The sequence below is a fragment of the Bradyrhizobium xenonodulans genome, assembly GCF_027594865.1.
In the GTDB taxonomy this organism is placed as follows: Bacteria; Pseudomonadota; Alphaproteobacteria; order Rhizobiales; family Xanthobacteraceae; genus Bradyrhizobium; species Bradyrhizobium xenonodulans.
Map to the genome: position 1 here is coordinate 3,713,885 of NZ_CP089391.1, position 25,346 is coordinate 3,739,230.

Here is a 25,346-nt window from a genome sequence, read left to right on the forward strand (position 1 = left end):
ATGCGACGCTCTTCTGCCGTTTGTGGTGATGGAACCCATTTTGTCGAACACGCGCACGTGTTCCGCGCTGCCTTGTTTCCAGCACGATTTGGGCAGAATCTGGCGAGGCTGGGGGCGCTGCCATTAGCTATCGGGGGCCGGTGGTGCCAAGATCCTTATTCGCCTTATTCGTCGTTGCCTTGCTGCCGCTCGGGGGCTGCATGCAGACGACGCTTTCTCCATCGACGGATGCGAGCATGACGGCGCGCGACCGTCAGTTGCTGGCGCATACGCCTTACGCGAAGGCCCAAGTGCCCGAGCAGTTTCTCCGCCACATCGTCGATTATCCGCGCAAGGAGCAGCCGGGCACGATCCTGGTCGATACCGATGCGCGCTATCTCTATTTCGTGCTGCCCGAGGGCAAGGCGATCCGCTACGGCGTCGCGGTCGGCGAGGAAGCCATGGCCTTCTCGGGCGTCGCGCGCGTCGGGCGTCTGGCGGAATGGCCCGACTGGGTTCCGACGGCGGACATCCAGGCGCGGCTCGGACCGTATCCGGCGCGCGTCGCCGGCGGCCCCGCCAATCCGCTGGGTGCGCGCGGTATTTATCTCTATACCGGCAACAAGGACACGCTCTATCGCATCCACGGCACCAACCAGCCCGAATATATCGGGCAGGCGATCTCGTCCGGCTGCATCCGGATGCGCAACGAGGACGTGATCGATCTGTTCGACCGGGTGAAGCTGAATTCGATGGTCGTGGTGCTGCCGCCCGGACAGAGCGCGCAGGTCGAGGCAGGCCGAAGTTGGCGCGGGTGAGGCGTGCGGGCGTGAAACGCCCGGCGCGCTGCTTGCCGACAATTTTATCTATTGTCTTGCGCGGGCCGTAACGGTTCGCCTCTAGCGTGCAGCGAGCAAGGGGTTGCTCGCATGTATCTCGTCAAGAATTCGCCGCGCGCGCTGTTCGCCGCGCTGATTCCGCTGGCCATCGTCGAAGCCGTGCTGATGGTCTTCGCCATCGCGGGCGGGCAGGTGACCGATCCCGCAGGCGTGCCTGCGCCAGATCAGATCGCGATGCTCTATGCGGGACGCATGGCGATGAACGCGGCCTTCCTGTTCGCCGGGCACATGGTGCTTCGGCAGTGGACGATCTCGAGCCGGCTCGCCTACGGTCTCATGGGCGGCGTCATGGCGGCGGCGAGCTATAGCATCGCGATCCGCAACCACATCCAGCTGGCCGCGCCCGGCGACGGTACGGTGGTGACTATCGGCCTGTTGCCGACGATCGCGGGAATGATCGGCGGCTTCCTCTATGGCCAGTTCGCCGGCCTTAGTCCGGCTGCCCGTGCGACCGGCGTAGCCTCCGCCGCCAACGCACCGGCAGCGCCGCCGCCCATCGTATTCGACGGACCGGTCCGGGTCCGCACGTCGGTCGCCGGCATCGCGATCGCGGCCCTGATGCCGACGGTGCTCGCGACGCTTCTGCCTTACACGCTGCTGCCGCTCCTGATGAACGGCTTCGCGGACAAGAGCACGGCGCATATCTTCGCGGCCGTGATCCCGGCGCAAACCTTCATGGTCATGATGGTGATCTCGGTCATTCCTTCGAGCATCTTCATGCTCTGCGTGCACCATGTTGCGCGAGCGATGAGCCGCCGCGGCGCGTGGGAATACGCGGCGATCGGCGCCGTCGCGGCATTCGCCTGTATGCTGCTGCTTGTCCTGGTCGTGCCGATCTTCGCTGCGCTGCTGGTGCCGGCGGCATTTTGCGGAGCCGTTATGGGCGCACTCTATCGCCGCTTCGCCGGCCTCGAGCCGTTGCCGTTACCGGAAGCCGTGATTGCAACCGATCCGAACGCGCTGGTCGGCGCCGATCATCCGTCGCGGCATCAGCACGGCGTCATTCTCAGCAACTGATCGCGAGGGACGGAAACATGAAAGCATTTGCAGCGCTTGGCGCGGCAATTGTGATTGCCTCTGTGGCGGCGGTCTGGTTCTTGACCGGGCCCGTGGTGGTGAATGCAGAGGTCAAACCGCTCCAGCCCAGCGCTAAAATCCCGACGTTCAAGCCGGTGCCGACGGACCTGGCGCGCTAGTCGACTGACAGCGAAGGATTTTGGACACACCGGACACGCGCGCCGTTCTCGCCTTACTCCGCGGGCCGCGCAATGCGCCATTGCAGCGTCGTGGCGTTGCCGTTGGCATCGCCCGGCGCCTTGTCAGCCGGTGAGGTATAGAGCGGGCGATAGCGGTATGCCCACATCTTGCTGCCGTCGTCGCGATTGATCACGGTGAAATCGCCGATGGCCTTGGCTTCGGCCGTTGCGGGCAGCGGGACCCAACTCTGGGCGCACTTGCCGTTGCAGTTCGACGTCTTGCCCGTGGTGTCGCGCTCGTAAGTGTAGAGCGTCATGCCCTTGAGATCGACCAGCTTGGGACCCTGCTTGGTCAGGACCACCTTGGCCGGCGCGGTGGTTGCTTCGGGTTTCGGCGGAGGAGGGTCACCGCCACCATGGCCGTTCGCGAGCGCAGGACCGGTCGAGAGCGCGATGACGGCAGCCGCAACGTGGAACCTGAGCATCCGATACTCCAGACCGGCAAAGTTAATCGCGCGTTAAGCGCAGAATGTTGCCGACCATAGCAGCCGAAGGTTAGTACCTGGTTTCGCAGGCCTACGAAACATACTGATAGAAATACGGGGTTTGGCTGCTGTTTGATGCGTCTTCTTGACGCGAACCGGTATCCACTTCGCTCGAAACCGCTTTAGGCCTCGCGCAGGGGCGCGCGGCTTAGCTCGTTGCCGGCGGCGATGGCCTTGCGCATGAGCCGCATCAGCTCCTCGCCTTCCTTCGCGCTGAGACCGCGCAGCATGATGCGCTGGGCGGACTCCACTGCCGGCGTGATCTTGCGCAGCGCGCGCCGGCCCTCGTCGGTGATCTCGAGCGCGCGGGCACGGCGGTCGCGGGGACTGGCACGGCGCTCGATGAGGCCCTTCTGCACGAGGCGATCGATCACCCCGGTGATGGTGGTGCGGTCGTAGGCGATCAGGCCTGCGAGCGTCACCTGGTCGAGCCCCGGATTGGCCTTGATGGTCGCGAGCGCGGCGTATTGCACCGGCGTGAGGTCGAAGCCGGCATCCCCGACCTCGGCCAGAAACACCGCCACCGCGATCTGCTGGAACCGGCGCGCCAGATGCCCAGGCATGTCGTTGTTGTCTTTCACCGAATTCTCCGTTGGGAGCAGGGACGGTGCGGATCGTTGACAAGTATACTGATAGTCAGCATACTGAGCAATATCCAAACAGAACGTTGCGGGAGAGGTGCTCATGCAATTCCATCTCAATGGATTTCAGCCGGGCGATCCCGAGATCGCCGATCCCGCCGCGCGCATTCAGCCTTCGGGCGCTCAGGGTCCGGTGCCCGAAGAGGTCGATGTCCTCATCGTCGGCTGTGGACCGGCGGGCCTGACGCTCGCCGCCCAGCTCGCGCAATTCCCTGACATAAAGACCTGCATCGTCGAGCAGAAGCCGGGCCGCCTGCTGGTCGGGCAGGCCGACGGCGTCGCCTGCCGCACCATGGAGATGTTCCACGCCTTTGGTTTCAGCGAGCGCGTGCTGAAGGAGGCCTATTGGGTCAACGAGACGACGTTCTGGAAGCCGGACGAGCGGGCGCCCGAGATGATCGTGCGCAGCGGGCGGGTGCAGGACGTCGAGGACGGCCTGTCGGAATTTCCGCACGTCATCCTCAACCAGGCCCGCATCCATGACGGCTTTCTCGACGTGATGCGCAAAGCACCGGCGAAGATCGAGCCCCATTACAGCCGCCGCCTGCTCGACCTTCAGGTCGATCCGGCTGCGGGGCCGGCAGACCATGCCGTGACCGTACGGCTCGAACGTGTCGATGCCGGAAACGAGGGCAAGGTCGAGACCATCAGGGCGCGCTATGTCGTCGGTTGCGACGGCGCGCGCAGTACGGTGCGCAAATCGATCGGCCGCGAGCTGCACGGCGATTCCGCCAACCACGCCTGGGGCGTGATGGACTTGCTCGCGGTGACCGATTTTCCGGATATCCGCTTCAAGGCCCTGATCCAGTCGGCCAGGGACGGCAGCCTGCTGATCATTCCGCGCGAAGGCGGCTACATGGTCCGCCTCTATGTCGAGCTCGCCAAGCTCGATATCGGCGAGCGCGTCGCGAGCCGCAACATCACCGCCGATGACGTGATCGCCAAGGCGCAGCGGATCCTGAAGCCGCATACGCTCGAGGTGAAGGAGATCGCCTGGTGGTCAGTCTACGAGATCGGCCAGCGTCTGACCGACAAGTTCGACGACGTGCCGGAGGCCGAGATCGCGACGCGCCTGCCGCGCATCTTCATCGCCGGCGATGCCTGCCATACCCACAGCCCGAAGGCCGGGCAGGGCATGAACGTCTCGATGCAGGACGCCTTCAATCTCGGCTGGAAGCTCGCCGCCGTGCTGCGGAAGCAGGGCGCGCCGAGCCTCCTGCATTCCTATTCGGCCGAGCGCCAGGCGGTGGCAAAGGAGCTGATCGATTTCGACCGCGAGTGGGCGGGGATTCTGGCGTCCGCTGCCAAGAGTGGCGGCGCCGATGCCGCCAAGACGCAGGACTACTTCGTCAGGCACGGCCGCTATACGGCAGGGACCGCGACGCATTACCGCCCATCGATCCTCACGGGGGCAGCGACGCATCAGCATCTCGCCCAAGGCCTCGTCATCGGCAAGCGCTTTCACTCCGCGCCGGTCATCCGGCTGGGAGATGCAAAGCCGGTTCATCTCGGGCATGCGTCGAAGGCCGACGGTCGCTTCCGCATCTACGCGTTTGCGCCGGCGGAAGATCCTGCGGCGGCCGGCTCGGCCATTCGTGGCTTGTGCAATTTCCTGACCGAGGCGCGGGAATCGCCGCTCAGGCGCCATACGCCCGTCGGTGCCGACATCGACAGCGTGATCGATTTGCGCGCGGTCTTCCAGCAGGACCATCGCGCGCTTGCCGTGGAGGCGATGCCGGCGCTGCTGCTCCCGCGGAAGGGGCGGTACGGCTTGATCGACTACGAGAAGATGTTCTGTCCGGATCTCAAGAGCGGCCAGGACGTCTTCGCCATGCGCGGCATCGATCGCAAGGCCGGCTGCATGGTGGTGGTGCGGCCCGACCAGTATGTCGCGAACGTGCTGCCGCTCGACGGCTTTGCTGCGCTTGCGTCATACTTCGACGGCTTCATGCTGCAAGCGAATTGACGGTGCGTTGTTGCCGTCGCGCGCTGCGCCGATGAACGGCGAATGAATATTGAACCGCGCGCGGCGCGCATCTCGATCTTTCGACGGATGCGACCATTGTGCGCGGAACGCTCATTCCGCCCGCGCGTTCCGCCTTTAGAGGAGGAATACGCCATGAAACTCAGAAGCGTTTTGATTGCCGCATTATTGCTTGCCCCGACGGCCGCGCTGGCCGCGCCGGGCATGGTCACCGTGTCGACCGGCTTGCGGGCCGGACCGGGCACGGGCTTTCCGCTGGTCGAGCGCATCCCCGAGGGATCGCGCGTCAACATCCATGGTTGCCTGCGCGGCAATGCCTGGTGCGACGTGAGCTTCTCAGACGATCGCGGCTGGGTGTCGTCGCAATACCTCGAATATCTCTATCGCAACCATTACGTCTATCTCCCCGACTATGTCGACGAGATCGACGTGCCCGTCGTCCCCTTCGTGCTGACCTCCTACTGGTCGAGCTATTATGGCGGGCGGCCCTGGTATCATCGCCACGCCTACTGGAATAGTTACTGGACCTCGCATCAGCGAGTTGCGGCGCGAATGACGATCGATCCGCGTGCGGCCCGCATCGGCCGTGCGGCGACACGTGACGCTGCGATCGCGTTGGGACGTGAGGGCGTGCGTGGCAAGGGTGATGTCAGGGGCGCTGCCACGATTACGGGCCGTGACGCTACAACGGCACGGCACGACGCCGCCGTCGCCAGGCGCGATGCTGTGATCGCGAAACGCGATGCTGCGGTGACAGCCGACCGGACCCGCGCCGGACGGACTGAACGTATCGCCCATGAGCGTACCAACGTGCAGACCCGCAATCCGCGCGACGCACAGGCGCGCATGATGCACGAGCAGGCGCAGAGCCGCGCTGCGGTGCGTGCGCAGCCAATGCCGCGTGCGCATGAAACGCCGCGTGTCTCGGCCGCGCCAGCACGTCCGGCAGCACCGCAGGCAGCACCGCACATGGCTCGGCCTAACGTCAGTCATGGTTCGCCGATGAATGCGCGTGCGCAGATGCCTGCGCCGCGTGCGGCCGCGCCTGCGATGCCGCATGGCGGCGGCGGTGGCGCTCCGCAGATCAACGCCGCGCCGCGTGGTGGCGGCGCGCCCGCCGGCGGCCCCGGTGGCGGTCACCAAAAGCACTAGCGTTGCGAACGAAAGCCCGGCCCTCGCGCCGGGCTTTCTGTTGGGCTGGATCCGGGTTCCGTGCGCGTACAATTTAAGAAAGTTCTTCGCGGGCAGATTTCATCGATCGTAATATGTGTACTCAAAGCTGTAAGCATCCACTCGGGGCAGCGGGGCACGGGAGGATGATGATGAGACAGAGCCAGGCGGAGACGCGCCGCCAAAATGTCGCGAAGAAGTCGATGACCAAGGAGGCCAAGCAACTGACCGGCCTGATCGCCGGACTGCGCAAATCCCTCGACGTGATTCACAAGGAGCGGACGAGCACGAAGCTCACGGGTGCCGAGATGGGCATGCTCGATGAGCGCCGTAACAATCTGCTGCTCACGATCGCAGCCCTGGACGATCGTCTCTCGGCGGTACAGGGACTGATTGATCTTGGCCGTCCGCATATTATCCGCGTGCACTAGGCACGGGCGCTAGCGGTTCCGTCGCGGCGGCGATGGACCCGAGCCCGGCCGCGGTTCTGCATGGCATAGGGTTGGCGTAGCACCGGGCGGATTGCCCGGATGCCTGCGCTGCCGTCGATGCCCGGTTGGAACCAAAGCACGTTGCGGCACATGGATGGCACCAAATTGCCACGCTCCCGGCGAATTGCCGCCAAAGCCCGCTGCCACGAGAGGAGCGGGTGCGGGGCAACGCAAGGGGATGCGCATTGGCCTATAAGATGATCGCAGAACGCGACAACGAGAAGTGCAGTTTTGCCCGCGAGAGCCGGTTGCTCATCGTGGCGAAGGCAAAAGTCTGGGCGAGCGAGGGGTGGCAGGTCGTCATCACCGACCAGGACGGCAAGGCCTATACTCCGCCCGAATTCGATCAGCTATCGGCGGCGTGACCGCGCGACGGGGCCAGGGGACGACATTGACTTCGCCAAATCGACCGGGGCGCGATCTGATCGCGCCCTTCATGACTCTTGCAGCGGCCGCCGCACTGACGGCGACGGTCGCATCCGCGCAAAACCTCGACGCCGGCAAGCCGCCCGCAAAACTCTTCGCGGACGGCTGCGCGACCTGCCATCGCAGTCCGCGGGGCTTGGCGAAGGGGCGCTTCAGCCTGACGCTCACCTGGTTCCTCCGGGATCATTACGCGACCAGCTCCGACTCTGCCAAGGCGCTCGCCGCGTACCTGGAATCGGTCGATGGGCCGCCTCCGCGCGCTGCGGCCAAGCCCGGAGCAAAGCCGTCCAGATCTGCGCCGCGGCCGCCCAAGCCGGAGCAGAGCCGGTAGCTATCGTTCCGGCTGCTGGCGCCGATAGGTCTGTGCGATCAGCCGGTCGTGCACGGCCCGCAGGTCGGCGCTCATGCGGGTCTGTCCCGTCGTGACATAGGACAGCCACGCGCCGTCGGCAGCGAGACGGACGACATAAAGCTCGGGCGCGGCATCGGTCGCACGGTGGCGCTTCAGGCGGGCCTTCATCCAGTCGTTCCAGAGCCGGCGCAGCGACGGATCGGTGACGACGACCATGCTCAGCGCCGCCCAGGGCGTGGCGAAGCCGAACGCCTTCCCGGTGAACACCGCATTGACATAGGCGCGCGTAAAGCTGCCGCGCGGTTTGGGATCGGCTTCGACGGCAGCGTCGATCTCGGCATCGACGCGGGCGAGGAGATCGGCGAACAGGCCCTCGATCAACGCCTGCTTGCTGCCGAAATGGTGAAACAACCCGCCCTTGGTAACGCCGGCCGCTGCCGCGACCGCCTGCACCGTGACGCCGGCGACGCCATGGTCCGTGGCGATGGCCGCTGCGCAGTCGAGCAGGGCGCGCCGCACCTGCTCGGGCTGCTTGGCGCGGGTATAGGCGCTCGCCGGCATCAATGCGCCGTGGTTTGCGAGAACAGGTTGATGACCACGACCCCTGATACGATCAGCCCGATGCCGACGAAGGCGGCGGCGTCCAGCATCTGGCGGAACAGCACGAAGGAGACGGTCGCGGTCAGGATGATGCCGACGCCGCCCCAGATCGCATAGGCGATGCTCAAGGGGATGACCCGGATCGCGACCGACAGCGCGTAGAACGAGGCGACGTAGAACAGCACCATCGCCAGCGTCGGCCACGGCCGCGTGAACTGTGCCGATTGCTGCAGGAAGGCGGACGCGGTGACCTCGAAGACGATGGCGAGGGCAAGCGCGGCGTAGGCGTTGAAGGCGGAGGTCATGATCGGCTCAGGCACATTTTCGAAAGATACCGCGCGGTAGGTATGTTTAGCACGCGGAACGTGGCTTTTGCCGGCAGGCAATATCACGTGTGAGTGACGAGCCTGCGACAGGGGCTGATGCCATGGGTTGGTCGACGTTTCGCCGCATTCCCCGACAAAACGAAGGCGCCGCACGATGCCACGTGCGGCGCCTTCGTTTTGCGAGATTCGACTGCGTCAGCCGATCCGCACGGACAGCTCGACGTCTTCGGCAAAGGGCGTGGACATGTAGCCGTTTCCAGGATCGCGCACGCGCGCCAGATAATCGGGGCTGTCATCGGCGTTGTCGGCGACGATGATCGCGCCCGGCTCGAGATGGCCTTCGACCAGATCCAGGATCTCCGGGTAGAGCGCCTTGGCGCCGTCCAGCAGCACGAGATCGATCGTATCGGGCAGATCGGCGCTGAGCGTCTTCAGCGCGTCGCCTTCGCGGATTTCGACGAGATCGATCAGCCCGCCGGCCGACAGGTTGTCACGCGCCCGCGCCGCCTTGGACGGCTCGAACTCGCTGGTGATGAGCCGGCCGCCGCCATTGTCGCGCAGGCCCGCCGCAAGGTGCAGGGTCGAGATGCCGAACGACGTCCCGAACTCGACGATCGTTGTGGCGCGGGAGCTGCGCGCCAGCATGTACAGCAGTGCGCCGGTCTCGCGCGAGACCGCGAGCGGTGCGTCCTTCAAGCGACCATAGAGGTCGCGGTAGTCGGTCTTGCTCCGCATCATCCGTGCGCGGTCGGCGTCGGAGAGGTCGGCCACGGCAGCGTGCGTTGCGCCCCATGCTGATTCCGCCTCGAGGAACAGGCGATTCAGCAATGGCGCAAGCGATGTGATGGTTGGGGTGGTCATTCAAGGTCTCCAGAATTCGCGGCGAAGCGCCGTGCTTGCGTGGAAGTCGAAATACGACTAATTCGTCGCATTTCCTATTCGCATTGCCGGGATGCCCGCATGGCCGATCGTCGAAGTCGTTCAGTTTCCTCACGAAAACAGCCGCAGCAGGCTCGCTCCAACGATCTGGTGGCCGCCATTCTGGATGCCGCTATTCAGGTTCTGGCGAAGGAAGGGGCGCAGCGTTTCACCACGGCGCGGGTCGCGGAGCGGGCCGGGGTGAGCGTCGGATCGCTCTATCAATATTTTCCGAACAAGGCGGCGATCCTGTTCCGCCTCCAGAGCGACGAGTGGCGGCGCACCAGCGAGCTTTTGCGCGATATCCTCGCGGACCGGGCGAAGCGGCCCTTGGTGCGGCTGCGCGCGCTGGTCCACGCCTTCATCCGCTCCGAGTGCGAGGAGGCTGCAATCCGCGTCGCGCTCAGCGACGCCGCGCCGCTCTATCGGGACGCGCCCGAGGCGCAGGACGCGCGGGCGGCCGGCGAGGGCATCGTCACGGCTTTCATGCGGGAGGCGCTGCCCAAGGCCTCGGATGCGACGCGCGTCCTTGCCGGCGAGTTGATCGCGACGACGTTGAGCGAGGTCGGCAAGACTTTTTCGGAAGAGACGCGAAGCGAGGCGGAGATCGCCGCCTATGCCGGTGCCATGGCCGACATGTTCTGTGCCTATCTCGAAAAGCTGGCGCGGCGCTGAGGCATTGCCGACATCGGCGTTTGCGGGCGAATTATCCTTCAGCTTTCGCCGGATCATGGGTTAGCTTCGCCCCGTCCCACATCCAGCCTCGAGCGCTGCCCCATGCACGTCCTTCGGCCCCAGTTTCGCATCGAGGAGCAGCGCGCGCTTGAATTTGCCGGGCAACGGGGCTTCGGCGTGATCGTGGCGGCGGACGAGCGCGGGCCGCGTGCCTCGCACGTGCCGTTCGTGCTGGGCGAGCGCGATGGCCACGCCATCGTCCAGATCCATTTCACGGCAAAAAATCCGCTCGTTCCGCTCGCGGACGGCGCGCGGCGCTTCCTGCTGATCGTTGCCGGCGATGACGCCTACATCTCCAACGACTGGTATTCGTCCCGCGACAACGTCTCGACCTGGCTCTACGAGGCCGTGCACCTGTCTGGCGTGGCGCATCTACGCGAGCTTGACGAGAACCGCAGGCATGGCGATACGCTGCTCGCGGTGTCCGAGGCGCGCCTGCCGAAGCAGCCCTGGGATCTCGCGCAGATGGAGCCGGGCAAGCGCGAGAGCATGCTGGCTGCGATCCGGGTCGTCGACCTCGTGGTGGATCAGATCGAGGGACAGGCCAAGCTCAACCAGCACAAGAGCGACGTGGACCATGTCGCGGTCGCCGACCGGCTGGCGCGGTCGGAGGAGACGGGGCACCGGCGGCTGGCGCGGAAGATGCAAGCGCTGCGGCCGGGACTTCGGTACGATGTTTCGTGATCCGGGCTATGCTTTCCACATCCAGCATTTAATCTTACGGACCCGCCCATGCTCGTCATCTCCATTCAAAGCCAGGTGGTCCACGGCCATGTCGGCAACAGCGCGGCCGCCTATGCCATGCAGGCGGAGGGCGTCAACGTCGCGGCGGTACCGACGACATTGCTGTCGAACCATCCGCGCTATCCGAGCCTGCGCGGACGGGTGCTGGAGACCGAGCTCGTCGCGGATCTGCTGAAGGGCGTCGAGGAGCGCGACCTCGTCGACGAAGCCGCTGTGCTCGTCACCGGCTATCTCGGCTCGCCCGGCAATGCCGCTGTGATCGCCGACTTCGTCGAGCGGGCGCTGACGCGGAATTCGAAACTTGTTTATCTCTGCGATCCCGTGATCGGCGATGACGGCCGCGTCTATGTCGCTGACGGCATTTTGGACGTGGTGCGGCACCGCCTGCTGCCGGCTGCGAACCTCGCCACGCCGAACCAGTTCGAGCTCGAGTTGCTGTCAGGTGTCCCGATCGCGGATACGCAAGGTTTGCGCGCGGCCTGCGCGGCACTGGCGGGGCAGGGCGACGTCGTCGCCACCGGTTGCGCGCTCACCGATACGGCGGACGGGCAGGTGGAGACGATCCTGTGCGCGGACGGGCAGTTGTCGCGCTTTGCGACACCGCGGCTGCCGATCCGCCCCTACGGCACCGGCGATCTCCTCACCGGCCTGATCGCGGCACATCTGGCGAAGGGCAAGGCAATGGAGGCCGCGGTGCGGCTTGCGGTCGAGACCATCTTTGCGGTGCTGGTGCGCACGCAGGAGGCCGCTACGGCCGAGATGCGCCTCGTGCCGCTGCCGGGGCGCAAGTCGTAACGGTTCAGGTCGCGCGCTTTGCGGCTGATTGCGCCGACTTCTGCGGCCTGGCCTTCTGCTCGCGCGCGATCTGTGCCTTCGCCTTGGCGCCGGCCACGACCCGCGCCTTCTTCGGCTTCACGCTGGCGACGTCCTTGCGGTCGCTCGTGCCGCGCTTCGAGATGTATTCCGCACCGTCGATGGGGCCGACATGCGGCGGATCGCGGCCGAGATAGGGCCGGCCGATGCCGAGCGCCTTGCCGTTGGCATCGACCCACTTCCACAGTATCTCGGTCGAGACCCAGCGTTGCGCGCGGTTGTTGCCGGCGGTCGAGACGATATCGGCCGCCATGCCGTGGCCGTAGCCGCCGCGCGTGCTGCCGCCGTGATAGGAGCGGTCGGAGGCGGCCTTCAGGCCGCTCGCGATCGATTGCCGATAGTCGTCGCGGAACGCGCTGGTGATGCCCGGCGACAGGCCTGCGGCTTCGGCGGCGAGCAGCGTGCGAAACAGTTTTCGCTTGAAGCTCTTGTCCATCCCGCCGATCACGTAATCCATCATCGACATGCCGGCGTGCTCGGCCGCCTTCGGGTCCTTCCAGCCAAAATCCTCATCGACCAGCTTGGTGAAGCTGCGCATCACCGTGATCGTCTTGCCCTTGCGCTTGACGGTGACGGGGCGGCGGTCCTGGACCTTGATCGAATCTTCCTTCGCGGTGCGCTGATAGAGCGCCCAGAGATAGCGATCGATGCAGGCATCCATGACGAAGCATTCGTCGAGCACGGCAATGGTGTCGGCCGGCGGCGAGGCCTTGCTCGCGGCGGGCGCAGGGCCGGTTGCGATCGCCGCGGGAGACAGCGCGTCCGTCGTGACGATGTCCGTGGGATCGGCGGATGCGAGTTTGATCACGGGCTCCGGCGCCGGAGCCGGTGCGGCCTCGCTGACAACGGGCTCTGGTTCGGGCGAGATCTGCGGCGCGGGTGGCGCTTCCGCAGGCAAGATCAGCGCAGGATCGGCCGAGGCGAGCTTGATGGTGGGCGCCTCGGGTAGCTCGGGCGGGACAGCCTCGGCGATCGCCAGACTCGGTGTCGCTGCGACAGCAGCCGCAATGTCGGCGGTCAACGCGATGCCGTCCTCGATGGCCGCAGCGCGCGGGACATCGGCGAGATCGAGGCGGGTGAGATCCTTGGCGCGAGATACCGCAGCGGCATTGGCGCCGCCGTTCTCGATGAGGGCCGGAGCGTAGGCGGACAGCGAGAGCGCCACCCAGCCGGCGAGAACGGCCGAGGGGCACGAGACCGCCACCAGAAGAGACCGCCGATCGTTCATGATCCCTGCCTCCAAACGGTTCTGTTCGAACCAATCTTGCACAGCCAGGCACGCAGCCCCTCGATTGTTCGGAGGATGGTGTGGCGGCGCAATGGCGCAAATCGGCGAAAACGGGCTTTTCGAGGGGGTGTTGCCGACGAGCAACTCGGGTTCCCTGCGGTTCCCGGGGCAGCGCGGGCTGAGGGGCCCTGCAAAACGCAACGTTCATTGTCATCAAATTGAGGCGGTTGAATTTACTCAATCTTGGATTGCGGATCGGTATCTCTCCCATGCCGGCAACGTCCGGTAGCGTTGGGAAGGACACGAGTTGTGAAATTGAAATGCTTGTTGGCCGAATTTGCCGCCGATGAATCCGGCGCCACCGCGATCGAATACGGCCTGATCGCAGCCGGTATCGCGCTCGCGATCATCGAGATCATCTATGCGCTCGGCACCAATCTCGTCGCCAAGCTGCAATCGCTGGCGACGGCGTTGAAATAGCGGCGCATCTCGCGGCAACCTTGCCGCCGCCCGTGCGTTGGTCGACCATGACCCATTCCTCGCTTCGTCCCATGGACGCCTTCGACCCCACCGAGCCCGCCATCCTGTATGATCGTGTCTCCGGCACGATCATCACCTGGACCGCCGATCAGGCTGACGATTATCGCCAGGCCAGCCGGCCGCGCGGCGATGGAACCGTGGTCTGGAAGGCTTATGTTTTCGATGGCTGGGGCAATGTGATGGGCGGCTGAGCCGCGGGCAGTCGCGCCGAGTCGCCAAATGCCGGCGCATTAAACATATCGCCATGCATGGCACGCGATATTGCGATGCAGCAATGCATATCGCAACGCAGCAAATCAGCATTACATGTGCTCCGAACCACCTTCCAGGAGCATCACCAATGAACAAGAAGACTTTGTCGATCGCAGCCGCCGCCCTCCTCATCGCGGGCTCGACTGCCACCTTCGCCGCCGAGCTGCCGGCCTATGAGGTCAATGGCATTCCGGCTTCGCCGATGCAGGTTCGCGTGCTCGGCGCCGCCCATGTCGAGCAGCAGGTGACGGCGCCCGCCACGAGCGTCACGGCACTCCAGGCCAGCGTGCTGACGCCGCGCAAGGTGAAGACCGCGACCGCGACCGTGACCACGGGCTCTGCCCGCTAAGACTGAAAATACATAGCGCTCGTCATGCCCGGGACAAGCCCGGGCATGACGAACCTTCGACGACATCGCGTGCGTGTTTCATCTCATGCTGCGCATCGATGCGCTGGCTGAGAGTCTTTCAGACGAAAATTTTCGCGTGACGGGCGGTTTGTGTACCGCCGTTCAAAGCGAGTGTGATCTCTTTAATAGTTGCTTTGCAGATCGCGGCGCCTGATGCGGGCGCCGCTTATTGGCGGCCAAGAAGCGGTTTGAGAATCGTTTTCATTATGGAGGCCGTTATGCCCGTTGCGCAAAAAGCCGTTGTTGTCGCCACTTCGCCGCGCGAGTTCATCCTCCGGCATCTCGCATTGTTCGCGGCCGCCGTGCTGTTCGTGTTCGTGCTGAGCCTGACATATGGGCTCGATCTCAGCCCCGGATTTTTCTGAGATTCGGACTATGCGCGCTTCGACGAGCGCAGGCTCGACGGCGATCGTCCATAGAGCTCGGCGAAGGCGGCGTTGAATCTGCGCAGGCTGCCGAAGCCGGCCTGAAACGCGATATCCGTCATGGTGTGATCACCGGCATCGAGCAGGCGCTTGGCGCGCTGGACGCGCAGCGTTTTTGCGAGCTGCTGCGGCGTCGCGCCGACATGGCGTTCGAACAAGCGCGCCAGATGGCGCGAGGAGATGCCGAGCCGCATCGCGAGCGTCACCACCGTGTCCTCGTCGAGCGCGCCGTCATTGATCAGCTTCACCGCGCGAGCGACCGTCGAGCGCGTGCCGTTCCAGGCCGGGCAGAACGGTGCGGTCTCGGGCCGGCAGCGCAGGCAGGGCCGGAACCCCGCAGCTTCTGCCGCGGCCGCGGTCGGATAATAGGCGACGTTGCGCGTCAGCGGATGCTTGGCCGGGCAGACCGGGCGGCAATAGATGCCCGTGGTCTTCACCGCCGTGAAGAAGCGGCCGTCATAGCGGGGATCGCGGCGCAGCCGCGCGGCGTTGCAGATCTCGAAACTCAGCATGGCCGGATGATAGCGCATGCGGGCGTGGACGGAAGGGTCGTGGGATGACCGAGTCCGATTGTGGCGAGCCGTCATGCGCGCGGCGGCCTAGAAGGCGGCCATCAACGCCAAGCAGGGAAGCGCATCGTGACCAGCCCGAAAGACATCGTCCTCAACGCCTGGAAGACTTTTTCATCGCGCGACGCAACGCGTATCGCGGCGTTGTTCACCGACGACGCCGAATGGATCGCGCAGAAGGGCAACGCCACCGCGGTCGCGCTCGATCATGCCGACCACATGATCGGCGCGCCGCAGATCGCGCGCTTCATCGCGCAGGAGATGCACAAATTGTATTCGCAGGTCGATATCGCCTTTCGCGGCGTCTATGCCGACGGCGATGTCGTGATCGTCGAGGAGCGGATGCGCGCCACGCTTCCCGGCGGCAAGCCGTACGAGAATGACTATTGCTTCGTGTTCACGGTGGCTGGCGACAAGATCCGCGAGGTCAGGGAATACATGGACACGCGCAAGGGATGGCGGATGGTGTTCGGTGAAGGGGCGTGACGATCGAGCCACCGCGTGCCAGCCCTGCAACCGCGTGGGTTGAGCCGCATCCCGCGCTGACATAGAGCTTGCCCCATGGATCAGCGAACGAGCGGCGCTGACGCTCTCAATCGAACGAACGATGCGGCGCCGGCGCTGCTCGGCGTGGTCTGCGGCCTGGCGGCGGCGCTGTTCTGGGCGCTGGGCTTTGCCGGCACGCGGCATGGCTTCAAGGTCGGCTTCACGCCGGTCGATCTCCTGGTGCATCGCTATGTCTGGTCGGGCATCGCGTTCCTGCCGCTGGTCCTGCGCGCCGGCATCTCCGATCTCTGCGGCATCGGCTGGGGCAGGGGCCTTGCGCTGATGGTGCTCGGCGGCCCCGTGATGGCGCTGATCTCCTACACCGGCTTCCTGTTCGTGCCGCTCGGCCATGGCAGCGTGATCCAGCCCTCCAGCGCGACGCTCGGCGGCCTGCTGCTCGCCGCGGTCGTGCTGAAGGAGCACGTCTCGGCCTCGCGCCTTGTCGGCGCCCTCGTCATCGTCGGCGGGCTCGGCGTGATCGGCGCGGAATCGATCGGCCATATCGGGGCCGACGGCGTGCTGGGCGATCTGATCTTCGTGCTGACGGGATTCATGTTCGCAGGCTTTGGCACGGCACTGCGCCAGTGGCGCGTCTCGGCCGTGTCGGCCGCGCTCGTCATCAACGTGCTGTCGCTGCTGCTGTTGCCGGTCTACCTCGCGACCGTCGGTCTTGCCCATGTCGCGGCGATTGGCGTTGCGGAAAATGCCATCCAGGCGCTGGCGCAGGGCGTGCTTGCCGGCCCCGCCGCGCTCTATCTGTTCGCCGTCTCGGTGCAGCGCCTCGGCGTCGCCCGCGCCGCGGTGTTCCCGGCCTGCGTGCCGGCGCTGACGCTGCTGGTCGGCTGGCTGTTGCTCGGCGAGGCGCCGACGATGTTGCAGGCGGCGGGCCTCGTCACGGTGCTGTGCGGCTTTTACCTGGCGCAAAGACAGCGGTGACCGCGCCGGGCGAATTACGCCTTCTTCACGAACTCCGATTTCAGATTCATCGCCCCGATGCCGTCGATCTTGCAGGCGATGTTGTGGCCGTCGGTGGCCTCCTGGAGGCGGATGTTGCGGACCTTGGTGCCGCCCTTGACCACCGATGAGGAGCCCTTGACCTTGAGGTCCTTCATCACGATGACGCTGTCGCCATCGCTGAGCACATTGCCGTGGGCATCGCGCACGCCGGCCTCCTGCGCGGTCGGCGCGGCCGCATCGCCCGTGGCGCTCCATTCATGGGCGCACTCCGGACAGACCCAGAGATCGCGGTCCTGATAGGCGTGCTCGGATTGGCAGTTCGGGCATTTCATCGGTTCGGTCATCGCTTGCCTCGCGCCCAAACGGGCGCGCGCACGCAGTCCGCCGGAAAAGATGGTTTTGGAGCAAATCCTTTACCATGGCGCCCGGTCGCATTTGAAGCGGGGGAACCTTAGGAATTCAGGAAAAATTCCGCGGTATCCATGTCCTGAAATGACGGGAGTGCGAAAGCCATGAGCGATCATCGCGCAGCGACCAGACATCACACGTTGAGGACCGGCATCGTCGAGTTCGACAATGGTACCGGCAGCATCATCAGCGTGCCCTGCACGATCCGCGATGTCTCCGCCACCGGCGCGCGCCTGCAGCTCAACAGCTCGGCCTGGGTGCCGGAGCAGTTTGCGGTGATCTTCACGGGCGGGCTGCGCAAGGCCTGCCGGCTCGCCTGGCGCCGCGAGAGACTGATCGGCAGCGCGTTCGCGGACGGCTATGCGAGCCAGGACGAGCAGGCCGTCATGATGACCGCGGACGAGCAGTCCCGGCACCGGCTCGGGATCGGTGCGCGCGTCAAGGCGGCGCGGCAGATGCGCGGCTACACCGAGGCCCAACTCGCCGAGCGTATCGGCGTCACACCCGCCTTCGTCACGTTGGCCGAACAGGGCGAGGCGGACATTCCGCTCTACCAGCTCATGCACGTCGCCGATCTGCTGATGGTCAGCCTCGACGGGCTCGTCGCGGGCCCGGCGCCGGAGGAGGTCGACGCGGCGTAGGGTCATTGCCTCAAGCAAAAGTCGCGAAAACAACCCCATGCACAGTAGAGAACATGCGTGATTTCAAGGCTTTGCGAACCCGGAAAATCATCGTGGCCCGGCCCTGGGAAAAATTCGGTGATCCCGAATAAAATTTGACCCGTCGGGCAAATCAGGGGCATGATGACAGAGTGGCGCCGGTGCGATCGCGAGCGTGTGCGTCGCAGGGGCGCGGGGCGACATGCCGAAGCAATCGAAACGAAAACTGAAGACCTACCAGACCTCGCTCGGCTTCTACGACCAGGCGGTCGCCGCGCCATCGATGAAGGCGGCGCTGGAGGCCTGGGGCGCAAAATCCAACCTGTTCCATCAGGGCATTGCGAGGGAGACCGACGATCCCGACATCGTCGCCGCGACAATGGCAAGTCCGGGCGTGGTGCTTCGGCGGCCCGTCGGCACCGATGGCGCGTTCACCGAAAACGCCGAACTGCCGACCGACCTCACGGGCGGCGAAATCAGGCGCAAACCCAAGCACAAACTCAAGCGCACAACTAAGCCGGGGAAGCGTCCGGCCAAGATCGCAGCCAAGCCGTCCCGCAAGCTCGACGATCAAGCGGCGCGCAAGGCCGCCGCTGCGTTCGAGAAGGAAGAGCAGCGGCGGCAAGCCGAACGCCGCAAGGAAGAGGCCGCCCGCGCCAAGGCGCGCGCGCGCCGCGACAAGGCGGTCGCAGCCGCGCAGGCGGCGCTGGACAAGGCGAGACGCGAGCACGAGGCGCGTGCGGAGAGACTGGAAGCGGAGCGCGCCGCGCTCGACGAACGCACCGAGGCCGAGCAGGGCCGGTGGGACAAGCAGCGGATGAAGCTGGAGCAGGCGATGCGCCGCGCGCGGGAGTAGGGCGCGTGGTGCTGCGGCCGCAGCGGTCGTTCAAGCAAGTCGACGGGCGAATGGGACTTGCCTTGCGCTACGTCCTTGAGCACTCTTGCAGACGAAGGAGACCAACGCATGAAGATCATGACCGTCGGGTGCGCGCTTGGAGCGGCCCTGGTGCTGTCCAGCCTGGGGACATCAGGTGCCGAAGCCCGGACGCGGAGGGCCCAGGTGGTTCCGCAGGAGCGGCTCATCGTCACGGCGCCTGTGCTCAGGCCGACGCCGTGGGATTACAATGTCGTGCCGCGCTATCGTTATCGCCCGGAAGACGACCGCGTCGATCCCTACGCCCCGCCGCTGGTGCCGTCATATGTTCGTTATGAGGGATGGCGCTGGCCGTATTGGTGGTAGCGATCGGCGGAACAGATAGCTTGTAGGATGGGTAGAGCGAAGCGAAACCCATCAACAGCCGTCGTGGCCCGATGGGTTTCGCTTCGCTCTACCCATCCTACGGGTCCGCCGCCAGCCGCAGAAATTGCCGCTTCATCGCGTTGACCCTGGCGAGATAGAACGCGACGAGGTGATCGCCGCAACGCTCGCCTGATATCAGCTGAAACTTGCGGCGCGCATAGGCCGTGCCGGGACCCGCGCCGCAGAGATGGATGATGGTGGCCAGATCCTGCTTCTGCTGCGCGCTGGGCTTCACGTCGCCCGCCAGCGAGAGCACCAGCGCGACATTGCGGTCCAGATACACCGAGGCCAGCTCGATGGCGTGGCTCGGGATCGCGCGGGTGTAGAGGCTAGTCGACCCGCAGCCGGTCTCGGTGACCGCGTTGCCGCGGATACAGAAGCGTGAGACCTCGGCGTAGGCCGGATCGGTCATCTGGAACAGCCCGACGGCGCTGGAGGCAGGCTTGTAGATCGCCAGCGGGTTAAAGCTCCATCGCCAGCGCCAATAGGTGCGCGCCACCGGATTGCCCGAACTCTCGACCTGCGCCAGCGCGGCCAGCAATTCGGGCGTGATCGTTACGGTGGAGTAGGTGCGAAAGAGCGGGCCGTATCTCTCCCACGTCTCCGCCGGCTCCTTGTCGAGGGTGTGACCGACGACGGCGAAGAGTTCGGTTGGCTTGCGGATGACGTGGTAGATGATGTTTACGAGCGTTGCGACCGCGAGCAGGATTGCGATCCCGGCCGCGATCCGAACGGCTCGAGGCGTTCGTGCGAATGTTTTGCGCGCCCATCGGATGCCCCGCCGGATCGTGCGAAGGCGAGGCAGGAGGCTCTTGCTTTTTCGTGGCATGGGACTTGAGCAGCATAGCACCAGGGCTTTGGGCCGTGAACGCTGATGCAAGGATGCCGATCGAGTCAACGGGCTGACGAGAAGTGGGCAGTTCGCGAGCTGGCGGCGCTCCGCGCCGTCGGCTCATCCGCCCTGCGAGCTCACCAATCCGGATCGCCGTAACGGTCGAGCATGTAGGGCGGGGGCATCCAGGGTCCTCGCGGCGGCCTGGGTCGCCGAGGTGCGGCTGCTTGCACGTGCGGCCGTGCAGGCGCAGCCGTGTCGCTGGTGGTCACGCTCCGCACGACGGGCTTCGCGGCTGCAGACGCGGATGAAGCGGTCAGTTGCGTTTGCAGCGCCTGGACCTGCGCGGCGAGGCGCGCATTGTCCGCCGCATCCTTCTCCTGCGCCGCCTTGAGCTGTTGAATGGTATCGGCCTGCTCGCGCTGGGTCTGCTCGTTGCGGCTTTTCAGTTGCTCGAGCTTGCCGTTGATGTTCGCAAGCTCGCCCGTGATGGCCTTGAGCGATTGCGCGAGATCGGACGATGACGGGTCAGGCGCGGTAGTGCCAGGCTTTGGGGCGCTTTCCGTTTCCTTAGGCACAGGCGGTGCGGGGCTCGGCCCATCCGCGGCGGCCAGCAGCACGACCGGCGGCTGCGCTGGGCTTTCCACTGGGGAGGCTTGCGGGGGCGCGCTCGCGGTCGGCGGAGCCCATCGTGCCAAGATCAATTTGGCCTCATCGCGATATTGCGAAGCGAAGGCGGCGCCGAGAAGGCCGATCGCCAACACGAGGCCCACCAAGGCACGCACCATCGTCCGATCTCCCTTCAAGCCTTGATCGCGAGCCCCGGCATACTGAGCGGTGCCACTCGGCGCCTTGTGTCCGGAACTCCCGGCTGCCGTCGCACCAGGGCTTGCGTGGGAGGCACGTGGACCTTCGCCGTCGCGTTCCAATCCGGAAACCAGCCGGTCCAGCCGCGCGAGGTCTTGCTCTGCGCTCTTGATCCGGTCGTAGGCCCGCGCCAGCCCGCTATCGGCGCGCGCCGCGTCCGGCTTGGTATCCGGCTTGGCGGTATCGGGCTTGGCGCCATCAGGCTTGCCGGTATCAGGTTGGGGGTCGTTCGTGTCGGGCACCGATGCGCTCTCCATCCGGTCGGGCGTCAATGGGAGGCAGTCCGATCTTGGGAAGGATAGGTCTCGCCGCTGTCCAACACAACGCGCGCGCAAAGGAAAAATTATGGCGGGCTCGGGAGCAGGGCGGAGCGCGCTGCGCGGCTCAATCGCCGCCCTCGGTTACGGTGACAGCACTGGCGTAATTCAGGGCTTAGAAGCTCGCGCCTGACGCCATCAGCACGACACCGGCGGCCATCAGAAGGATTCCCGGCCAGTTAGATCCGATCCCGAGGAATCCCAGGCCGCGGCGCGGCGGCTCCAGCGTGCCCCGAACCGGTCGAGAGGAATCCCGACCGCTCAGGGGGCCCCGCCAAATCGTGGCGCGCAGCATGTACAGGAGTCCGCCGAAGATGAGCAGCGCGCCAAGTCCCGTCAGGAACATTTTCGCCTCTCAACTTGTCGCTGCCCTCCGGTCACGGAGGCAGTACCTCTCAAAACCATGGAGGTCGAATAAGTTCCGCGAGCGTCAAGCGCCGCAGGAACGGGGGTTGGCTCCATTCGTTGCATCGAGGAGGCTTTTGCGAGGAGGACATCATGAAAGCAACGATCATCGCGCTCTCCGCCGCCGTTGTCATGGCGACAGCCCCGGCCGTGCTTGCTCAGGGCGTATCGAGCAAGACGCCAGGTCACGAGATGCAGCAAATGGGTTCCAAGAAAGGCGAGCCGGGCGCTTCCAGCTACGCTCCCGGACATAAGATGCATCACGCGAAGGCCTCGAAGAAGACCGGCCACGGCGCATCGAATTACGCTCCGGGTCAAACCACCGGCGCGAGCACGAGGCCGACCACCGGCTCGAGCACGAGGTACTGAGATCCAAGGACGCAGCGCGTAGGATGGGTAGAGCGGGAGCGAAACCCATCAATCGGTCGTCATGAGCGATGGGTTTCGCAAGTGGTCTACCCATCATACAGGCTGGCACAAATTCTGGAGCCGGCCATCAATAGCGGCCGCCGCTGCCCTTTTGCTGCGTGATCCAGTCCGACAATGATTTCGGTGTCGCTTTCGCGGTCCGGCCCGGTGATGCCTTGGGATTGTCGCGGACGCCTTTGGCCGGACGGGTGCGCAGCGCTTCCGTTGCGCCAGCGCCCTTCAAGGCAGAAGTCGATGCCTCTGCTGCTTCCTTCTCGAGGCGCAACTGTTTCAATCGCGCCATCTTGATGCGCTCTGCCTCGACTTCGGGTCGTTCGGCGAGCTGCGGCTTGTGCTGAGCAAGCTCCGCCGGGACCAGGACACCGAGAATGGTCGTCTCGCCGAGCGCCTTGCAGGCCTCTAACCGATGCAGTCCCTCGACCAGAACGAGGCGGTCTCCGTCGAGCCGAACGGAAATGGGGGCCTGTTGTCCGATGTCCAGAATGCTTTCCGCGATCTCCCCGACGATCTCGGGCTTGATGGCTTTCTTCTGCTTCGTGGGAACGAAGATCTTCTCGATCGGGAAGCGTTCCGGTTTGGGCATAACTCGACTCCGCTTCTGCCGGGTCCGTCGGAACCGATGCCGGTGGGAAGGGGAGTTTAGGAGGGAAGGGCGCAGCCGCAAAGGCAATTTTCGGCGGCGGGGCGTTGATGGGCATCGAAGCCGGAATTGAGTTGCGATTGCGGTGACAGTGCACTCAATTGGGTCGCGCGTGAAAGTCAGCCGAAGTAGCCGATCCGACGAAAGGGAGCGAGTCTAGTGCACAGTCACCGTAGCTCCAGTCTGTTTATGAAGTGAGTGCGTAGGCGTGGTAGCCGACGGCATGATCCGCCTGCCTGCCTACGGAAACGAAAGACGAGGTGGGTTACGCTTCGCTAAACCTCCGTCCGCGATGAGCTACCTCCGTTAAGGGTGCCCGCGAAACCTCCATCTTTCGGTGCGTTTCCATTGATCTCTTCCGAGATCAAGAGGCGAGTTCTTCTAGGTCTCCTGACAAAGAAACTCCTTCTCCTCCTTCACCGAAAGAAGGCTTATAACCTCGCTATTTTGTACCCGAAATGAATCTTCGATTACGTTGAAGCGAGAGGCGTCACGCCGTGTAAACCAGATCGAGGCGTTCATGCACCGCGGTGAAGCTTTGGGAGCACTCTTGCCAAAGATCATGCCAAAGGCGGCCGTCTCGGCTCGCAATTCATGGCTTGGCATCCAGTTCCCAGAAAGTGTCCGAGAGCGAGCAAACCAACGTCGGCCACTTTTGGTATGGCTTACCAGACATAGCGGTCGTTGATTGAGTTGAACGAGCCTGATGGCAGTTGCCGTTCGGCTAGTCTTAAATATTTCTGCCAGCTGTTGCACCACGCGCATACTAGGGGGCCCGAGACTTTGCGCGATCGGTACAAATAGATACGAAGGCATCAGCAATTCTGACGCAAATCGATCTGCGACACGTTCCAAATTGTTGCTTTGATCGCTAGGAAGTTCGATGTCACCTGCTTGGCAGCATAGAGTCTGGCCGCGATGATATATCCAATGGCCAAGTTCGTGACCAATAGAAAACCGCTGACGCTGAGGAGGTGCTCCTTCGTCAACGGTAATCATCGCCACGTCGTCTGAGCCAATTATTCTTGCCTCGCATTGAGTGAGGCGCCCGTATCTCACTTTGGCACCTAAGTGCCATGCAATAACCTCAATATCTATTTCCTCGGGCTTCGTAATTCCCAATTCTTGCAAAATAAAATCTGCTTTGGCTCTTTCGCCAAATTTTGGCTGCGGGCTGGATTGCTTGAATTCACGCAATTCGCAAAGGTCAAAGATGGCGCTTGTTGCATCGTCGTCTGACGATGCACGTCCATTTCTTGCGGCCAGCGTCAGCCGTCTGAATCCATCTTCTGAAGTGATAAAGTCCGCGAGTTGTTGATACGCCTGCGTCGGATCGGACAGTCTGGTGGCGTTCTTCTGACTCTCCTCTAGAGCAGCGCGAGCTTTCGATAGACGATCTTTGCCTAAGCTGGCGATAGCGTTCTCGATTTCGGCGTCGATGCCGCCAAGAGCATTCTCTATCGATCCGAAGTCTTGAATCGCTTCAGCAGCAACCTTCTCATCAGATAGAAGAGAGAATTCGTCCATCAGGGAGTCAATGAAGGTCGCCAGTTCCATCTTTGAATTTTCTGTTTTGCTGGTCATGGTCGCCATCCCTTCGGAAACGCTACATCTATGCGTCGACGCACGAGGCGACGTTTTGATGCAAATTCGGTCTCAGATAGTTCAAGCAGTTCTCTAAGCTCAATTCCCTGTTCGCCATCCATCATGCCCTGAGCGAGCTGATGGGCTACAGCGTCATCTTCAAATAGCGCAAGAATGCTGTCGCGAATTTCTTCCGCTCGATCTCCCTCCAATATGCGATCTTCCGCGCTCAAACGAGGATCTGCAATTTCAACCGTGTTCCGGCTAGCCGGCCCTGTATTAGGAACGGGGCCAATTTTCGGGCGGCACGCGCCTGCCTTTCGATCGGCCCAGGCAATGCTGCGCATCGCGCCACGCAGAAATCCTGTGATTGATAGATTCGCTGGGCATTTTCGTGTGCCGTCGAGGGCGCGTCGGATGGCTTCCTGCCGAAGATCGGCCGGTGATCGGGCGTCACCAAAACTCAAATAGTTGGAGTCCTTTATAAATCGAAGCTTGTCCTCGGCTGACATCGCGCGGATTCGCGCGGTCACCTCGTGGATTGACAGCGACGTCTCCTCGGACGGCTTGGCTTGTACCATTGCGGAGCCTTTCGCTCCCTTATGCTACTCTCGGCAGTGCGCTCGGACATGCGCGGAACATTTGTTTTCCGTGTCCGAGACTCCTGGTCCGGAGAGCCTAGGTGGTCAAGAGGGCAGCGGATTTGTCCTCGATCATGTGAGGACCAAAAATGACGATCTACTCTATCAACTACGACTTGAAGAAGCCCGGTCACGATTATGACGGTCTCTACGAGGCGATCAAGGGCTGCGGCGCTTGGTGGCACTACCTCGAGTCCACCTGGCTTGTGGACACCGCTCTCACTGCGGACGGCATCTGGGAGCGGGTCAAGAGCCACGTGGACGGCAATGACCGCATGCTGATCGTCGTCGTCTCCAACCCGAAAAGTGGTTGGTTGCCGACGGCGGCTTGGGATTGGATCAACGCCCGGCTGCGGGTGGCTGCCTAGTGCTAGGGCCGAAATTGGACGCTAAGAGAGAAGGGCGGCCCGGAGGCCGCCCTTCTTTGTGGATACCGGGACAAGCCCAAGCCTAACGATC

Annotated in this window: 36 protein-coding genes; 22 read left to right on the forward strand and 14 right to left on the reverse strand. The window is 64.1% G+C overall.

The annotated features are described in order from the left end of the window. The first annotated feature begins 200 nt into the window (after nt 1-200). The 3 genes from I3J27_RS17320 (at nt 201) to I3J27_RS17330 (ending at nt 2,074) form a co-directional block, all read left to right on the forward strand. On the forward strand, nt 201-797 hold the full coding sequence (locus tag I3J27_RS17320) for a L,D-transpeptidase (RefSeq protein WP_270171660.1): 597 nt from the start codon (nt 201-203) through the stop codon (nt 795-797). 111 nt (nt 798-908) lie between these two features. After that, nucleotides 909-1,895 (forward strand): hypothetical protein, encoded by a 987-nt coding sequence (locus I3J27_RS17325; protein ID WP_270171662.1) that lies wholly within the window; start codon nt 909-911, stop codon nt 1,893-1,895. A 17-nt stretch (nt 1,896-1,912) separates the two neighbouring features. Beyond that, nucleotides 1,913-2,074: a hypothetical protein gene (locus I3J27_RS17330; RefSeq protein ID WP_270171664.1), complete on the forward strand. Its 162-nt coding sequence runs from the start codon at nt 1,913-1,915 to the stop codon at nt 2,072-2,074. A 53-nt stretch (nt 2,075-2,127) separates the two neighbouring features. On the opposite strand, the gene I3J27_RS17335 is transcribed toward I3J27_RS17330, so the two are convergent. Next, nucleotides 2,128-2,559, reverse strand: coding sequence for a COG4315 family predicted lipoprotein (locus I3J27_RS17335; RefSeq protein WP_270171665.1), 432 nt, complete (start codon nt 2,557-2,559; stop codon nt 2,128-2,130). 182 nt (nt 2,560-2,741) lie between these two features. Further along, nucleotides 2,742-3,200, reverse strand: coding sequence for a MarR family winged helix-turn-helix transcriptional regulator (locus tag I3J27_RS17340; RefSeq protein ID WP_270171667.1), 459 nt, complete (start codon nt 3,198-3,200; stop codon nt 2,742-2,744). A gap of 103 nt (nt 3,201-3,303) precedes the next feature. On the opposite strand from I3J27_RS17340, the gene I3J27_RS17345 reads away from it, so the two are divergent. The 5 genes from I3J27_RS17345 (at nt 3,304) to I3J27_RS17365 (ending at nt 7,662) form a co-directional block, all read left to right on the forward strand. Continuing rightward, nucleotides 3,304-5,226, forward strand: coding sequence for an FAD-binding monooxygenase (locus I3J27_RS17345; protein WP_270171669.1), 1,923 nt, complete (start codon nt 3,304-3,306; stop codon nt 5,224-5,226). Between the two features lie 153 nt (nt 5,227-5,379). Continuing rightward, complete coding sequence (locus I3J27_RS17350; protein WP_270171671.1) at nt 5,380-6,396, forward strand: SH3 domain-containing protein; 1,017 nt, start codon at nt 5,380-5,382, stop codon at nt 6,394-6,396. Nucleotides 6,397-6,566: 170 nt separating this feature from the next. After that, nucleotides 6,567-6,845: a hypothetical protein gene (locus I3J27_RS17355; RefSeq protein ID WP_306417063.1), complete on the forward strand. Its 279-nt coding sequence runs from the start codon at nt 6,567-6,569 to the stop codon at nt 6,843-6,845. A 218-nt stretch (nt 6,846-7,063) separates the two neighbouring features. Then, on the forward strand, nt 7,064-7,270 hold the full coding sequence (locus I3J27_RS17360; protein ID WP_306417064.1) for a hypothetical protein: 207 nt from the start codon (nt 7,064-7,066) through the stop codon (nt 7,268-7,270). Nucleotides 7,271-7,341: 71 nt separating this feature from the next. Beyond that, on the forward strand, nt 7,342-7,662 hold the full coding sequence (locus I3J27_RS17365) for a hypothetical protein (RefSeq protein ID WP_270171678.1): 321 nt from the start codon (nt 7,342-7,344) through the stop codon (nt 7,660-7,662). Here the strand turns inward: I3J27_RS17365 and I3J27_RS17370 are convergent, their stop codons facing one another. The 3 genes from I3J27_RS17370 to I3J27_RS17380 all read right to left on the reverse strand — a co-directional run bounded on the left by I3J27_RS17370 (nt 7,663) and on the right by I3J27_RS17380 (nt 9,470). Beyond that, the gene (locus I3J27_RS17370) at nt 7,663-8,244 is read right to left on the reverse strand and encodes a TetR/AcrR family transcriptional regulator (protein ID WP_270171680.1); all 582 of its coding nucleotides are present in this window, start codon (nt 8,242-8,244) and stop codon (nt 7,663-7,665) included. Beyond that, nucleotides 8,244-8,588, reverse strand: coding sequence for a DMT family transporter (locus tag I3J27_RS17375; RefSeq protein WP_014495640.1), 345 nt, complete (start codon nt 8,586-8,588; stop codon nt 8,244-8,246). Before I3J27_RS17375 ends, I3J27_RS17370 begins: the two co-directional genes overlap by 1 nt. Before the next feature lie 216 nt (nt 8,589-8,804). Further along, on the reverse strand, nt 8,805-9,470 hold the full coding sequence (locus tag I3J27_RS17380) for an O-methyltransferase (protein ID WP_270171686.1): 666 nt from the start codon (nt 9,468-9,470) through the stop codon (nt 8,805-8,807). 99 nt (nt 9,471-9,569) lie between these two features. Between I3J27_RS17380 and I3J27_RS17385 the strand changes: the two genes are divergently transcribed. The 3 genes from I3J27_RS17385 (at nt 9,570) to pdxY (ending at nt 11,801) form a co-directional block, all read left to right on the forward strand. Continuing rightward, complete coding sequence (locus I3J27_RS17385; protein ID WP_270171688.1) at nt 9,570-10,202, forward strand: TetR/AcrR family transcriptional regulator; 633 nt, start codon at nt 9,570-9,572, stop codon at nt 10,200-10,202. Nucleotides 10,203-10,304: 102 nt separating this feature from the next. After that, nucleotides 10,305-10,946 carry an FMN-binding negative transcriptional regulator gene (locus I3J27_RS17390; protein WP_270171690.1) on the forward strand — a complete coding sequence of 214 codons (642 nt, stop codon included), beginning with the start codon at nt 10,305-10,307 and terminating at the stop codon, nt 10,944-10,946. A gap of 48 nt (nt 10,947-10,994) precedes the next feature. Then, nucleotides 10,995-11,801, forward strand: coding sequence for a pyridoxal kinase (gene pdxY / locus I3J27_RS17395; protein WP_270171692.1), 807 nt, complete (start codon nt 10,995-10,997; stop codon nt 11,799-11,801). 4 nt (nt 11,802-11,805) lie between these two features. Here the strand turns inward: pdxY and I3J27_RS17400 are convergent, their stop codons facing one another. Further along, a complete protein-coding gene (locus I3J27_RS17400) occupies nt 11,806-13,107 on the reverse strand; it encodes a hypothetical protein (protein ID WP_270171694.1) in 1,302 nt (433 codons plus the stop codon). A 315-nt stretch (nt 13,108-13,422) separates the two neighbouring features. Here I3J27_RS17400 and I3J27_RS17405 point away from each other — a divergent pair, with 315 nt between their 5' ends. The 4 genes from I3J27_RS17405 (at nt 13,423) to I3J27_RS17420 (ending at nt 14,673) form a co-directional block, all read left to right on the forward strand. Further along, complete coding sequence (locus tag I3J27_RS17405; protein WP_211385809.1) at nt 13,423-13,587, forward strand: Flp family type IVb pilin; 165 nt, start codon at nt 13,423-13,425, stop codon at nt 13,585-13,587. A 47-nt stretch (nt 13,588-13,634) separates the two neighbouring features. Continuing rightward, nucleotides 13,635-13,838: a hypothetical protein gene (locus I3J27_RS17410; protein ID WP_270171698.1), complete on the forward strand. Its 204-nt coding sequence runs from the start codon at nt 13,635-13,637 to the stop codon at nt 13,836-13,838. Between the two features lie 149 nt (nt 13,839-13,987). After that, nucleotides 13,988-14,248 (forward strand): hypothetical protein, encoded by a 261-nt coding sequence (locus I3J27_RS17415; RefSeq protein ID WP_270171700.1) that lies wholly within the window; start codon nt 13,988-13,990, stop codon nt 14,246-14,248. Between the two features lie 278 nt (nt 14,249-14,526). Next, the gene (locus I3J27_RS17420; protein WP_270171702.1) at nt 14,527-14,673 is read left to right on the forward strand and encodes a hypothetical protein; all 147 of its coding nucleotides are present in this window, start codon (nt 14,527-14,529) and stop codon (nt 14,671-14,673) included. Between the two features lie 8 nt (nt 14,674-14,681). On the opposite strand, the gene I3J27_RS17425 is transcribed toward I3J27_RS17420, so the two are convergent. Further along, nucleotides 14,682-15,245, reverse strand: a complete 564-nt coding sequence (locus I3J27_RS17425; RefSeq protein ID WP_270171704.1) for a bifunctional transcriptional activator/DNA repair enzyme AdaA — start codon at nt 15,243-15,245, stop codon at nt 14,682-14,684. Between the two features lie 126 nt (nt 15,246-15,371). On the opposite strand from I3J27_RS17425, the gene I3J27_RS17430 reads away from it, so the two are divergent. Together I3J27_RS17430 and I3J27_RS17435 are read left to right on the forward strand one after the other, a co-directional pair. Then, entirely contained in the window at nt 15,372-15,788 is a 417-nt protein-coding gene (locus I3J27_RS17430) for a nuclear transport factor 2 family protein (RefSeq protein ID WP_270171706.1), read from the forward strand. 75 nt (nt 15,789-15,863) lie between these two features. After that, on the forward strand, nt 15,864-16,784 hold the full coding sequence (locus I3J27_RS17435; protein WP_270171709.1) for a DMT family transporter: 921 nt from the start codon (nt 15,864-15,866) through the stop codon (nt 16,782-16,784). 14 nt (nt 16,785-16,798) lie between these two features. On the opposite strand, the gene I3J27_RS17440 is transcribed toward I3J27_RS17435, so the two are convergent. Continuing rightward, nucleotides 16,799-17,149 carry a zinc ribbon domain-containing protein YjdM gene (locus I3J27_RS17440; protein WP_270171711.1) on the reverse strand — a complete coding sequence of 117 codons (351 nt, stop codon included), beginning with the start codon at nt 17,147-17,149 and terminating at the stop codon, nt 16,799-16,801. Between the two features lie 168 nt (nt 17,150-17,317). Here I3J27_RS17440 and I3J27_RS17445 point away from each other — a divergent pair, with 168 nt between their 5' ends. The 3 genes from I3J27_RS17445 (at nt 17,318) to I3J27_RS17455 (ending at nt 19,112) form a co-directional block, all read left to right on the forward strand. Beyond that, nucleotides 17,318-17,854: a helix-turn-helix domain-containing protein gene (locus tag I3J27_RS17445; RefSeq protein WP_270171713.1), complete on the forward strand. Its 537-nt coding sequence runs from the start codon at nt 17,318-17,320 to the stop codon at nt 17,852-17,854. A 220-nt stretch (nt 17,855-18,074) separates the two neighbouring features. Then, nucleotides 18,075-18,728: a cell envelope biogenesis protein TolA gene (locus I3J27_RS17450; protein WP_270171715.1), complete on the forward strand. Its 654-nt coding sequence runs from the start codon at nt 18,075-18,077 to the stop codon at nt 18,726-18,728. Between the two features lie 108 nt (nt 18,729-18,836). Next, on the forward strand, nt 18,837-19,112 hold the full coding sequence (locus I3J27_RS17455) for a hypothetical protein (RefSeq protein ID WP_270171717.1): 276 nt from the start codon (nt 18,837-18,839) through the stop codon (nt 19,110-19,112). 97 nt (nt 19,113-19,209) lie between these two features. On the opposite strand, the gene I3J27_RS17460 is transcribed toward I3J27_RS17455, so the two are convergent. The 3 genes from I3J27_RS17460 to I3J27_RS17470 all read right to left on the reverse strand — a co-directional run bounded on the left by I3J27_RS17460 (nt 19,210) and on the right by I3J27_RS17470 (nt 21,534). Continuing rightward, nucleotides 19,210-20,001 carry a transglycosylase SLT domain-containing protein gene (locus I3J27_RS17460; RefSeq protein WP_270171719.1) on the reverse strand — a complete coding sequence of 264 codons (792 nt, stop codon included), beginning with the start codon at nt 19,999-20,001 and terminating at the stop codon, nt 19,210-19,212. A gap of 140 nt (nt 20,002-20,141) precedes the next feature. Beyond that, nucleotides 20,142-21,128, reverse strand: a complete 987-nt coding sequence (locus I3J27_RS17465) for a hypothetical protein (protein ID WP_270172826.1) — start codon at nt 21,126-21,128, stop codon at nt 20,142-20,144. Between the two features lie 175 nt (nt 21,129-21,303). Then, nucleotides 21,304-21,534, reverse strand: a complete 231-nt coding sequence (locus tag I3J27_RS17470; protein WP_270171725.1) for a hypothetical protein — start codon at nt 21,532-21,534, stop codon at nt 21,304-21,306. A 152-nt stretch (nt 21,535-21,686) separates the two neighbouring features. Here I3J27_RS17470 and I3J27_RS17475 point away from each other — a divergent pair, with 152 nt between their 5' ends. Beyond that, entirely contained in the window at nt 21,687-21,962 is a 276-nt protein-coding gene (locus I3J27_RS17475) for a hypothetical protein (protein WP_270171728.1), read from the forward strand. Nucleotides 21,963-22,089: 127 nt separating this feature from the next. Here the strand turns inward: I3J27_RS17475 and I3J27_RS17480 are convergent, their stop codons facing one another. From I3J27_RS17480 to I3J27_RS17490, 3 genes are all read right to left on the reverse strand, one after another. Further along, entirely contained in the window at nt 22,090-22,605 is a 516-nt protein-coding gene (locus tag I3J27_RS17480; protein WP_270171730.1) for a ParB N-terminal domain-containing protein, read from the reverse strand. Between the two features lie 438 nt (nt 22,606-23,043). Then, a complete protein-coding gene (locus I3J27_RS17485) occupies nt 23,044-24,246 on the reverse strand; it encodes an ImmA/IrrE family metallo-endopeptidase (protein WP_270171732.1) in 1,203 nt (400 codons plus the stop codon). Beyond that, nucleotides 24,243-24,827, reverse strand: coding sequence for an RNA polymerase subunit sigma-24 (locus I3J27_RS17490; RefSeq protein WP_270171734.1), 585 nt, complete (start codon nt 24,825-24,827; stop codon nt 24,243-24,245). The genes I3J27_RS17485 and I3J27_RS17490 overlap by 4 nt, the downstream gene beginning before the upstream one ends. 149 nt (nt 24,828-24,976) lie before the next feature. Between I3J27_RS17490 and I3J27_RS17495 the strand changes: the two genes are divergently transcribed. Next, nucleotides 24,977-25,255 (forward strand): hypothetical protein, encoded by a 279-nt coding sequence (locus tag I3J27_RS17495; protein ID WP_270171735.1) that lies wholly within the window; start codon nt 24,977-24,979, stop codon nt 25,253-25,255. Nucleotides 25,256-25,346 lie beyond the last annotated feature (91 nt).